Consider the following 11,633-nt stretch of genomic DNA (forward strand, 5'->3'; position numbering starts at 1 on the left):
CGGACTAACCTCCGCGGTTGAAGAGCCAGGGCATCGCCTGACGATGAGAAGATTCAAATGCCGCAATCGCTTCGCGATGGGCCAGCGTCAGGCCAATATCATCCAGTCCGCCTACCAGGGAAGCTTTCTTCTGGGGATCGATCGCAAAATTCAGCGTGCGGAGTTTGCCGTTCGCCGCCGGCAATTCAATCTGCTGCCTGGGCAGATCGACGGTGACTTCCAAAGGCCGCTCACCCCCAGCAAGCGCAAAGAGTTCATCGATGATATTTTCTTCTAAAACAATAGGTAGCAGTCCATTTTTGAAGCAATTACTAAGAAATATATCTGCGAAACTCGGTGCGATCACACACCGGAATCCATATTCGAGGAGCGCCCACACGGCGTGCTCACGGCTCGACCCGCAGCCGAAATTGTCCCGGGCGAGCAGTACCCTGGCACCCTGGTAACGGGGATCGTTGAGCACGAACTCATGATTGATGCGCCGCTCGTTCGGTGTCATGCCGATCGCACCTTCGTCCAGGTAACGCCAGGCATCGAAGAGGTTGTCGCCGAAGCCGGTACGATGGATCGATTTCAGAAACTGCTTTGGAATGATCTGATCGGTATCCACGTTCGCCCGATCCAGGGGCAGAACGCTCCCGCTTTCCCGTGTAAAGGCCTTCACAGTTCCTCCCTCACATCCACGAAATGACCATGCAGTGCGGCAGCTGCCGCCATTGCCGGACTCACCAGATGGGTCCGTCCGCCGTGGCCCTGACGGCCTTCGAAGTTCCGATTCGAAGTGGACGCGCAATGCTCGCCCGGGTGCAGTCGATCCGGATTCATCGCCAGACACATGGAGCACCCCGCGGCGCGCCATTCAAAACCTGCAGACTGGAAAATCGCGGCAAGTCCTTCCGCTTCGGCCTGAGCCTTCACCAGACCCGACCCGGGGACCACCATTGCCTGTTTTACCGTTCTGGCGACCCGCCTGCCCCGGATCACCGCGGCTGCCGCACGCAGATCCTCAATCCGGGAGTTGGTACAGGAGCCGATAAATACCCGATCCACGGCAATGTCTTTGATCGACTGGCCGGCTTTGAGGCCCATGTAGGTGAGCGCTCGAACCAGTGCTTCGCGAGCCGAGGCATCCGCGAGCTGTTCAGGATCCGGTACCCGATCGCCAATACCGGCGACCATTTCCGGAGAGGTGCCCCAGCTGACCTGGGGAGTCAGGTCGGCCGCATCGATTTCGATCTCCCGATCGAAGTGGGCCCCCGGATCCGACACCAGGGTTCGCCAGTAGGCTTCCGCGGCAGGCCACTGGGATTTTTTCGGACTGAAGGGCCGTCCGCGCACATAGTCGAGGGTGATGTCGTCGACGGCGACCATGCCCGCCCGGGCCCCGGCCTCTATGGCCATATTGCACAGGGTCATGCGGCCTTCCATGCTCAGGCCGCGGATGGCACTACCCCGGAACTCGATGGTGTGGCCAGTCGCACCAGCGGTTCCGATCTTTCCGATCACCGCGAGAATCAGGTCTTTCGCAGACACACCGGGGGCGAGGCTGCCTTCGACCCGGACACTGAAATTTCGTGCCTTGCGCTGCACCAGACACTGGGTCGCCAGCACGTGCTCCACGTCCGAGGTGCCTATGCCCTGGGCCAGAGCTGCGAAAGCGCCGTGGGTGGAGGTGTGGGAATCCCCGCAGACAATCGTCATGCCCGGCAGTGTGGCCCCCTGCTCCGGACCGATCACATGCACAATCCCCTGACGCGGGTCGAGTATGTCGAACTGGGTGATGCCATAACGCCGGCAGTTGCGATCCAGGGTCTCCACCTGCTCCCGGGCAATCAGATCCTTGATGCCCGCGATGCCCAGCTCCCGATGGTCGGTCGGCACATTGTGGTCCGGGGTCGCCAGGTTGGCGTCGACCCGCCAGGGCGTGCGACCGGCGAGCGCCAGACCTTCGAAGGCCTGGGGAGAAGTCACTTCGTGGAGCAGCTGCTGGTCGATGTAAATCATGGTCTGACCGTCGGCGCGCTCGCCCACCACATGAGCGTCCCACACCTTGTCGTACAGAGTTCTGGCGGTCACAGGCTGCCCTTAAGGATTGAATTCTGGAAACGGAAGCCTAAAATCGCTTACGGAATAAAACAAATTCATTATTTTTATACTTCTGATAGATATCTGGAATCATGCAGACCATCGATCTGGAAACCTTTCTGGCGGTAGCCGACAGCGGTTCCTTCTCCCGGGCGGCTGAATCCCTGCATATCACCCAGCCGGCTGTGACCAAGCGTATCCAGAATCTGGAGAACCGTCTGAATACGCGGCTTTTCGATCGCATCGGGAAAAGGGTCTATCTGACCGATGGCGGCGCTCTGCTGCTGCCCAGGGCACGCAGTCTGCTGGCAGGCATGGCGGATACGGAGCGGCTGCTGCGCAACCTGGACAGCCGGATTGAAGGCTCGCTGCGGCTGGCGACTTCTCATCACGTCGGCCTGCATCGGCTCGCCCCGGTGTTGCGGGCATACAGCCGCGCCCATCCGGCGGTGTCTCTGGACATCCGTTTCGAGGATTCCGAAGCGGCCCACGAACTCGTGCGCCGCACGGAAACCGAACTCGCGGTGGTGACCCTGAATCCCGCAGGAGATCCCGAGCTCGATTGTGTACCTGTATGGGATGACCCCTTGTGCTTCGTGGTCGCCGCGGATCATCCACTGGTGGGCAGGTCTGGTGGGGCGCTCAGCCTGCAGGAACTCGCCAGGCATCCCGTGGTGCTACCCGGCATGGCGACCTACACGGGACGCATCGTCGCCGATCTGTTCGAATCCCGGGACATTGCGCTCAATCCGACCCTGTCGACGAATTTTCTCGAGACCATCAGCATGCTGGTCGGCATTGGACTGGGCTGGAGTGTGCTGCCCGCCTCCATGGTCGGAGAATCCCTGATCGCGCTGGAGACGAATGCCCCGCCCCTGCGCCGGCAGTTGGGCCATGTCACCCATCCGCAACGCACTGCGTCGAATGCGGCCAGTGCGTTCCTCGGTATCCTGCGCGACCACGCAGATCCGGAACACGCTTCCGGCGACTGACCCGGACCGTGCTAGACCGGCTCCGGAAACCCCCGGAAGCTGCCGATCTGTCCCCGGTGCCGCAGATACTGATCCATCAGCACCAGGGCGGTCATGGCTTCGGCGATTGGTGTGGCGCGGATACCCACACAGGGATCGTGGCGCCCTTTGGTGATCACGTCGACTTCGTTACCCTGACGGTCGATGCTTCTCCCGGGTGTGGTCAGGCTTGAGGTGGGTTTCAGCGCGATGCGGGCAATCAGGTCCTGTCCGGATGAAATGCCACCGAGCACGCCGCCGGCATGGTTGCTCAGGAAGCCCGAGCGGCGGATTTCATCCCGGTGTTCTGTACCTCGCTGGCGCACGGACTCGAAGCCATCACCGATGGCGACACCCTTCACCGCATTGATACTCATCAGTGCGCCGGCCAGTTCCGCGTCCAGCTTGCCGAACACCGGCTCACCGAGGCCCACCGGCATGCCGGTTGCCAGCACAGTGATTTCCGCGCCGATGGAGTCCCCCTCCCGCCGCAGCTGATCAATCAGGGCGGCGATGTCGTCCAGCCTGTCAGGGTCAGGGCAGAAAAACGGATTGCTGTCGACAATCGACAGATCCTTCGGCTGCAGAACCATGTCGCCGATCGCGGACAGATAGCCGCGAATCTCGATTCCAGCCTCCTTGCGGAGAAACTTCCTGGCGATCCCGGCAGCAGCAACCCGCATCGCAGTCTCCCGGGCGGACGCCCTGCCGCCACCCCGATAGTCCCGATGGCCGTACTTGGCCTGGTAGGTGAGATCGGCGTGGGCGGGGCGAAAGACGTTCCTGATCGCGCCGTAGTCCTTGCTTTTCTGATCAACGTTTTCGATGAGCAGACCAATCGGTGTGCCTGTAGTGAGACCTTCGAACACACCGGAGAGGATCCGAACCTGATCCGGTTCCTGCCGCTGGGTCGTGTATCTGGACTGGCCGGGACGGCGCCGGTCGAGATCGTACTGCAGATCCGCTTCGCAGATCGCCAGTCCCGGCGGGCAGCCGTCCACGACAGCACCCAGTGCAATGCCATGACTCTCACCGAAGGTGGTGACAGTGAAAGCCTGTCCGAAGGTGTTGCCGGCCATAGATTCGCTCTGCTGGGACGTTGTGTGGATGCGGCGCCAGTATGTCTCAATGATCCGACAGAATGAACACGCCCTCTCCCCCGCCGGTGAGGTCTGGCCAGAAGAACTCGGTCTCTGGATAGGCACGAAGCAGCGCAGGTGCACTCGCACCGACCTCGCACACGAGGATCCCGCCGCTGTTCAGTCGTTCCGGCACAGCCGCGAGGATCCGGTGCACCACGGACAGACCGTCGGGTCCGCCATCCAGGCCCAGCCCCGGTTCATGGCGGTACTCCGGGGGCAGCGCACGCATGTCGGTGCCATCCACATAAGGTGGATTGCTGAGGATGAGATCGAAGCCACCGGGTGCGAGGGCCTCGAAGAGATCGGAGTGCAGCACCGTTGCCCGATCTCCCAGTGCGTGTAAGGAAACGTTCTTCCGGGTGAGTCTGACCGCCTGGGCATCCACGTCCACCAGTGTCAGGTGCGCGTCCGGAAAGTTCAGCGCAGCGGCTATGCCGATACATCCGCTGCCGCAGCACAGGTCGATGATGCGTTGCGGTGGCTGCCTCAGCCAGGGTGAGAAATCCTGGCAGATCAGCTCGGCAATCGGTGACCGGGGAATGACGACACCGGGTTCGATCAGAAAATCCAGGCCGGCGAAAGGCGCGTGTCCGAGCAGATAGGCCAGAGGTATCCGTTCAGCGATGCGTCGCCCCAGGAGTTCCTGGATCCGTGCATTGACGGAGGCAGTGAGCGGCTGGTTCAGACTGACGCGGTCATCCGGCAGCCGGGTGACACTCAACACCAGTGCCACGGCCTCATCCCAGGCGTTGTCGGTGCCGTGACCGAACACCACCCCGCCGGTCTCGAGTGCTTCCGCAGCCTGATGGATGGCATCGCCGATCGTCGGCGATGATCCTGAGTCAGTCACGATTGAGACGATGCGGCAGTACCAGCTCCAGACGGGATGCCGCACCGCTCGTGCGGGGGAGCAGCGGGCCGGCACCGAAAGCGCGGAACTCCGGTCCGTTATCCGTGGCCAGCGCGCGCGCTGCCTGTCCGGCGCATTCTGTCGATCGTTCAATCAGACGTTCTGCATCCACAGGCCCGTAAAGATGACAGACCACATACAGGGTCTGTCCGTTGAATACTGTGAGGTCATCGCCGAGAGTCCCGAGAAGGGTCAGTGCCCCATCTGACAGCACGCCGTTTCTGTCAGGCTTCACGCCACTGATGAGTGTGATTCCATCTCCAGCCAGACGCTGTACTACCTCCGCATTACCGCGCAGAACCATGGGGGTCTGGGGCCGGAGGACCTCAAGGTGCGCGTATACCCGCTTGTTACCCCGCTCGATCACATAAACGGATACCAGATGTTCGCCAAGCTCCGCGGCCAGATAGAACTGGCCGATGTCCGGTCCATAGAGAATGGCTTCACCGAAGATGTAGTTGGCCCAGTCGTTGCTACGACCGCAATCGCGGCCTTTACAGGTGAAGATCGTGCCGCTGCCCAGTAAGCCCCGATAGTGGTTGACGACATCCTCAGGTTTGGTGGCCGGTGGCATCTCATAGGTCGCCGTCTCCCGCGTCGCCTCCGGGCGTACCTCCCGCTCGGCTCGAACATCACGCCGGGATTTGTCCACCCTGCCGATGGCAAACTCCCTGGGGAGCAGCGCTTCGTCCAGATCGTACTTCACGATCGTAGAGTGGGGAAACCGCTCCAGATCCAGTGGATCCCGCGGTGTCGCCGATGCTGCCGCAACGGGATGGGTAAGGGCAGCTCCCAGGATCAGAACACCAAAGGTGCGAAAAACCCTGCTCACCCGCCGGTGATACTCAGTCCGGTACTCAAGGCACAGGGACCGAAAGTGCTGCGCTCGCGCGGTGATGAATGTCATCGCCCGATGTTAGTCGTTGAGGAGGTTCAGCAGCAATTGATTCAATCGACCCACATAGGCGGCCGGATCACTCGGTGGCGATCCATCGGCCAGGCTGGCCTGATCGAAGAGTATGAGCACCAGATCCCGGAACCTGTCTTCGTCCGTTTCCCGATCGAGTCGGTGAATCAGCGGATGTGAGGGATTGAACTCGAAAATGGGCTTCTCCTCAGGCACCGACTGGCCGGAAGCCTCCATGATTCTCCGCATCTGAGGCCCCATCGCGAACTCGGCGAGCACCAGACAGGCGGGTGAATCGGTCAGCCGCTTCGACGGCCGTACCGCTTCGACCTGATCTTCCAGCACCGTCCTGATCCGGGTGGTCAGGGACTCCGAATCCACGGCGGCATCTTCTGCTTTGTCTTCGGATTCCGCATCCGCTGCTTCTCCGGGAAGACTCAGATCTCCGCGCATGACGTCCTGGAAGTCCTTGTTCTGATAGCTCTGCAGGGCAGACATCATCCACTCATCGATCCGATCGTAGAGCAGCACGACCTCTATGCCCCGTTTCCGGAAAATTTCCAGGTGTGGGCTGGATTTCGCACTTTCGTAGGAGTCTGCGACCAGGTAATAGATCCTGTCCTGCCCTTCCACCATCCGCGACAGATAGTCATCCAGGCCCTGACGCTTGTCTTCGAGATTGTCGTGGGTCGTGGAGAAGCGCAACAGTTTGAGAATGGCTTCCCGGTTGGCAAAATCCTCTCCGGCCCCTTCCTTCAGAACTTCGCCGAACTCGTCGATGAATGTGGCGTAGTCCTCCGGCTTTTCTTTCGCCAGGTTCTCGAGCATGTTGAGCGCGCGTTTGGTCAGCGCGTTGCGGATCGAGGTGACCCGCTCGTCCTGCTGGAGAATCTCCCGGGATACGTTCAACGGCAGGTCATTCGAATCCACGACCCCTTTGATGAAGCGCAGATACAGCGGCAGGAACTGTTCTGCTTCGTCCATGATGAAGACACGCTGCACGTAGAGTTTCAGCCCCTTGGGTGCTTCCCGGTTCCACAGATCAAAGGGCGCATGACGGGGAAGATAGAGCAGACTGGTGTACTCGAATTTGCCTTCGACCCGATTGTGGCTCCAGGTCAGCGGGTCCTGGAAATCGTGGGAAATGTGTTTGTAGAACTCCCTGTATTCATCGTCTGTGATCTCGCTGCGGGAGCGGGTCCAGAGTGCCTTTGCGGAATTCACCACCTCGAATTCAACCGGGGTATCTGCTGCCTTTTTCCCGTCGTCCGAGGACTCCGGGTCGTTGCCTGCTACCGGCATCTCGACAGGCACGCCAATGTGATCGGAATAGCGACGGACGATGTGGCGCAGGCGATAGTCGTCGGCAAATTCCAGCGCATCCGCGCGCAGATGCAGGATGACCTCGGTGCCACGATCCACGTCATCGACTTCCGAAATGGAGAAGGCGTCCTCTCCCTTTGAAACCCAGCGCACACCGGTGCGGGAATCCCCGGTGCTCGCTGCTCGGGTGATGACCTCGACTTCCTCCGCAACGATAAAGGCGCTGTAGAAGCCGACACCGAACTGACCGATCAGCCTGGCATCCTTCTTCTGATCGCCGGTGAGGCTGTTCAGGAAGTCTGCAGTGCCGGAGCGGGCGATCGTGCCGAGGTTGTCTATGACCTCCTGCCGGGTCATCCCGATGCCGTTGTCGGCAATCGTCAGGGTGCCGGCTTCCTTGTCGAAGCTGACCCGGATGCGGAAGTCTGAGTCTTCATCGAGGAGTCCGGTCTGCGAGATGGATTTGAATCGCAGCTTGTCGATCGCATCCGATGCATTGGAAATGAGTTCACGCAGGAAGATCTCCCTGTTGGAATACAGGGAGTGGATCATCAGTTTGAGCAGTTGCTTCGCTTCGGTCTGGAAGCCGAAGGTTTCGGTTGCCGGTTCAGCCATGTCAGTACGCGCCTAGTCCAATACCAGGCGCTATATGGGGTCTGGTTGCCTCAATTCAAGAGCACGCGGGTATCCGGCGCTCCACCAGGGCAGCTTGCCGGCGACTAAGACCAGCCGGTCACCTCCGCCAGCGCATCACCGATCTGGGCGAGGCTGCGCACGGTGCGTACACCGGCGGCCTCGAGGGCTGCGAATTTATCCGCAGCGGTACCCTTGCCACCGGCAATGATGGCGCCAGCGTGTCCCATGCGCTTGCCGGGGGGCGCAGTTACGCCCGCAATATAGGAGACCACCGGCTTGCTGACGTTTGCTTTGATGAAGGCGGCGGCCTCTTCTTCCGCGGTGCCACCGATTTCGCCGACCATCACGATCGCCTCGGTCTTCGGGTCTGCCTCGAACAGCTGGAGGATGTCGATGAAATGGCTGCCGGGAATCGGATCGCCGCCGATACCGACACAGGTGCTCTGACCGAAGCCCCGGTCCGTAGTCTGCTTGACTGCTTCGTAGGTCAGAGTGCCGGAGCGGGAAACGATGCCCACCTTGCCCGGCAGATGGATTTCACCCGGCATAATGCCGATTTTGCACTCACCGGGGGTGATCACACCCGGACAGTTGGGTCCGATGAGTCGTACCCCGGTGGTGTCGAGCTTGGCCTTCACTCTGAGCATATCCAGCGTGGGAATACCTTCGGTTATGCAGACCACCAGCTCGATGCCTGCATCCACAGCTTCCAGGATGGAATCCTGGCAGAAGGGGGCTGGGACATAGATCACGCTTGCCGTGGCGCCTGTTGCCTCGACGGCCTGGCGAACCGTATCGAATACCGGCTTGCCGAGATGCTCGGTACCGCCCTTGCCGGGTGTGACACCGCCCACGAGTTGCGTGCCGTAGGCGATTGCCTGCTCGCTGTGCAGCGTACCCTGGGATCCGGTGAAGCCCTGGCAGATTACCCTGGTGTTCCTGTTGATCAGAATGCTCATGCGCGACCTCCTGCGGCGGCAACAGACTTTTTCGCAGCGTCAGTGAGGCTCTCGGCGGCGATGATGTTCAGACCGCTCTTCGCCAGGGTCTCACGCCCCTTTTTCGCATTGTTGCCCTCGAAGCGGACCACCACAGGCACTTCCACGCCGACATCCTGAACCGCACCAATGATGCCTTCGGCGATGGTGGCGCAGCTGACGATGCCGCCGAAGATGTTGATGAGTACAGCTTTCACGTTGCTATCCGAGAGGATGATCTTGAAAGCCTCAGAGACCGCCTCTTTGGTCGCGCCACCTCCCACGTCGAGAAAGTTGGCCGGGTTGCCGCCATGAATCTTGACCAGGTCCATGGTGCCCATTGCCAGGCCTGCACCATTGACCATGCAGCCGATGCTGCCATCGAGGGCGACATAGTTGAGATTGAACCTGGCTGCCTGAGCCTCACGCTCGTCTTCCTGGGAAGGATCGTGCATTGCAGCCACTACCTTCTGCCGATAGAGGGCGTTGCCATCGACGTTCACCTTGGCATCGAGACAATGGATATTGCCGGCACTGGTGACCACCAGCGGATTGACTTCGAGCAGCGAGCAGTCGAGCTCATGGAAGAGTCGAGACAGCCCCATGAACAGGCTGGTGAACTGCTTGATCTGATCACCCTTCAGACCCAGCCGGAAAGCCAGATCCCGTCCCTGGTAGGGCTGTGCGCCAACATAAGGGTCAATGACCGCACGCAGGATCTTCTCCGGTGTTTCCTCCGCCACCTTCTCGATTTCCACGCCACCTTCGGTGGAAGCCATGAACACGACCCGCCGGCTGCCGCGATCGACGACCGCACCCAGATAAAGCTCCCGGTCGATATCGGTGCAGCTTTCGACGTAGATCTTGCTGACCGGCTGGCCCTTCTCGTCGGTCTGGATGGTGACCAGATTCTTTCCAACCCACTTGTCGGCAAACGCCCGGATATCCTCCAGCGAGTCGGCAAGCTTCACACCACCGGCCTTGCCCCGGCCACCTGCGTGAACCTGTACTTTGACGACCCAGCGATTCCCGCCGATCTTCTTCGCAGCAGCTACCGCCTCATCGGCGGTGTCGACGGCATGGCCCTGTGACACCGGCAGTCCATATTGAGCAAACAGGCTCTTCGCCTGATATTCGTGTAGGTTCATCTGAGTCCAGCCTCTTCCTGAGGATTAGCTAAGGGTTATTTTTTCTTACGGTTGACCATGTGAATTGCGTGGCCGCCAACACCCAGAGCAGCCTCATGTACAGCTTCCGACAGTGTTGGATGGGCAAACATGATCAATCCCAGATCTTCGGCACAGGCATCAAACTCCATGCTGATCACCGCCTGGGCGATGAGTTCGGAAGCCTGCAGGCCCAGCACGTGGACACCCAGGATCCGATCCGTTTCCGCATCCGCGAGAATTTTCACCATGCCCTGGGTCTCATTGGCCGCCATGGCACGACCGCTGACCGAGAAGGGAAAACTGCCGACGGTATAGGCATCGCCGTTGGCCTTCAACTCCTGCTCGGTCTTACCCACCCAGGCGATTTCGGGGTGGGTATAAATGACCGACGGGATGCAGTCGTAGTTCACCAGGGGTTTCTGACCGGCGATGCGCTCGGCCACCATGACGCCCTCCCCCATGCTTTTATGAGCCAGCATGGGTCCGCGGACCACGTCTCCCACGGCATACACCCCCGGGGCGTCTGTCGCGCAGAAATCATTGACAGCCAGGAAACCGCGCTCATCCAGATGGACGCCACTGTCCGCCGCCAGCAGGCCCTCGGTATAGGGGCGCCGGCCGACCGCGACGATGAGCTTGTCCACCTTCATCGAATGCTCGCCTTCGCTGTCCTGATAGACGATGTCAACACCACTCTTTCCGGACTTTGCGGACATCACCCGACAGCCGAGACGAACATCCAGACCCTGTCCCTTGAACTGCTTGAGTGCATCCCGGGCGATCCGCTCATCCACCATGGGCAGAAACTGTTCGAGGGCTTCCAGCACCACCACTTCGGCACCGAGACGGCTCCACACACTGCCCAGCTCGAGGCCGATCACACCGGCACCGATCACCCCGAGCCGTTCGGGCACGGACTGGAATTCCAGTGCGTCGGTGGAATCCACGATCCGCTCGCCATCGGTCCTCGCCGGTGGAATTTCCACCGGCACCGACCCGGGTGCGAGAATGATGTGCTTCGCGCTCAATGTCCGGGGCTTGTCCTGTTTCGACGATTCATGGGGGGTATATTCGACCTGATGGCCGGCGAGCAGCTTTCCGGTGCCCGGCAGATCCGTGACACCGTTATTCTTGAACAGTCCACTGATACCGCCCGTGAGTTTCGCGACAATGTCGTCCTTCCGGGCGATCATTTTCGGCACATCCAGACTCAGTTTTTCGACACCGATACCGAAGTCAGCAAAGTGGTCCTTTGCTTCCGCATACTTGTATGAGGAATCGAGCAGGGCTTTGGAGGGAATGCAGCCCCAGTTCAGGCAGGTACCGCCAGGGGCCGGCTTGCCGTCCTTTCCCAGGGATTTGTCGATACAGGCGGTTTTCAACCCGAGCTGGGCGGCCCTGATCGCCGCATGGTAACCGGCTGGTCCGGCACCGATCACTATTACATCGAATGAATCACTCATAACTGATTGGA

General features: G+C 60.4%; 10 protein-coding genes. 1 reads left to right on the top strand and 9 read right to left on the bottom strand.

The window, feature by feature from the left end:
- Positions 1–4: 4 nt before the first annotated feature.
- A complete protein-coding gene (gene leuD / locus R3E82_06195) occupies positions 5–664 on the bottom strand; it encodes a 3-isopropylmalate dehydratase small subunit (protein ID MEZ5550456.1) in 660 nt (219 codons plus the stop codon).
- Positions 661–2,076: a 3-isopropylmalate dehydratase large subunit gene (gene leuC / locus R3E82_06200; protein ID MEZ5550457.1), complete on the bottom strand. Its 1,416-nt coding sequence runs from the start codon at positions 2,074–2,076 to the stop codon at positions 661–663. Before leuC ends, leuD begins: the two co-directional genes overlap by 4 nt.
- Positions 2,077–2,177: 101 nt before the next feature.
- On the opposite strand from leuC, the gene R3E82_06205 reads away from it, so the two are divergent.
- Complete coding sequence (locus R3E82_06205) at positions 2,178–3,077, top strand: LysR family transcriptional regulator (GenBank protein MEZ5550458.1); 900 nt, start codon at positions 2,178–2,180, stop codon at positions 3,075–3,077.
- Positions 3,078–3,088: 11 nt separating this feature from the next.
- Here R3E82_06205 and aroC read toward each other — a convergent pair whose 3' ends face one another.
- The 7 genes from aroC to lpdA all read right to left on the bottom strand — a co-directional run bounded on the left by aroC (position 3,089) and on the right by lpdA (position 11,622).
- Entirely contained in the window at positions 3,089–4,174 is a 1,086-nt protein-coding gene (gene aroC, locus R3E82_06210) for a chorismate synthase (protein ID MEZ5550459.1), read from the bottom strand.
- 46 nt (positions 4,175–4,220) lie between these two features.
- Positions 4,221–5,087, bottom strand: a complete 867-nt coding sequence (gene prmB, locus R3E82_06215) for a 50S ribosomal protein L3 N(5)-glutamine methyltransferase (GenBank protein ID MEZ5550460.1) — start codon at positions 5,085–5,087, stop codon at positions 4,221–4,223.
- Positions 5,080–5,979, bottom strand: coding sequence for a DUF4892 domain-containing protein (locus R3E82_06220; GenBank protein MEZ5550461.1), 900 nt, complete (start codon positions 5,977–5,979; stop codon positions 5,080–5,082). Before R3E82_06220 ends, prmB begins: the two co-directional genes overlap by 8 nt.
- Positions 5,980–6,063: 84 nt before the next feature.
- Positions 6,064–7,992 (bottom strand): molecular chaperone HtpG, encoded by a 1,929-nt coding sequence (gene htpG / locus R3E82_06225; GenBank protein MEZ5550462.1) that lies wholly within the window; start codon positions 7,990–7,992, stop codon positions 6,064–6,066.
- 104 nt (positions 7,993–8,096) lie between these two features.
- Entirely contained in the window at positions 8,097–8,972 is an 876-nt protein-coding gene (gene sucD, locus R3E82_06230) for a succinate--CoA ligase subunit alpha (GenBank protein MEZ5550463.1), read from the bottom strand.
- Positions 8,969–10,138 (bottom strand): ADP-forming succinate--CoA ligase subunit beta, encoded by a 1,170-nt coding sequence (gene sucC, locus R3E82_06235; GenBank protein MEZ5550464.1) that lies wholly within the window; start codon positions 10,136–10,138, stop codon positions 8,969–8,971. The genes sucD and sucC overlap by 4 nt, the downstream gene beginning before the upstream one ends.
- A 35-nt stretch (positions 10,139–10,173) precedes the next feature.
- Entirely contained in the window at positions 10,174–11,622 is a 1,449-nt protein-coding gene (lpdA, locus tag R3E82_06240) for a dihydrolipoyl dehydrogenase (protein MEZ5550465.1), read from the bottom strand.
- Between the last annotated feature and the right edge of the window lie 11 nt (positions 11,623–11,633).

Source organism: Pseudomonadales bacterium (genome assembly GCA_041395945.1).
Taxonomy (GTDB): domain Bacteria; phylum Pseudomonadota; class Gammaproteobacteria; order Pseudomonadales; family Azotimanducaceae; genus SZUA-309.

What these genes read in the sequence shown, in the direction of transcription:
- sucC (MEZ5550464.1), bottom strand. Translation starts at nt 10,138, where the DNA reads ATGAACCTACACGAATATCAGGCGAAGAGCCTGTTTGCTCAATATGGA.
- htpG (MEZ5550462.1), bottom strand. Translation starts at nt 7,992, where the DNA reads ATGGCTGAACCGGCAACCGAAACCTTCGGCTTCCAGACCGAAGCGAAG.
- R3E82_06205 (MEZ5550458.1), top strand. Translation starts at nt 2,178, where the DNA reads ATGCAGACCATCGATCTGGAAACCTTTCTGGCGGTAGCCGACAGCGGT.
- sucD (MEZ5550463.1), bottom strand. Translation starts at nt 8,972, where the DNA reads ATGAGCATTCTGATCAACAGGAACACCAGGGTAATCTGCCAGGGCTTC.
- lpdA (MEZ5550465.1), bottom strand. Translation starts at nt 11,622, where the DNA reads ATGAGTGATTCATTCGATGTAATAGTGATCGGTGCCGGACCAGCCGGT.
- aroC (MEZ5550459.1), bottom strand. Translation starts at nt 4,174, where the DNA reads ATGGCCGGCAACACCTTCGGACAGGCTTTCACTGTCACCACCTTCGGT.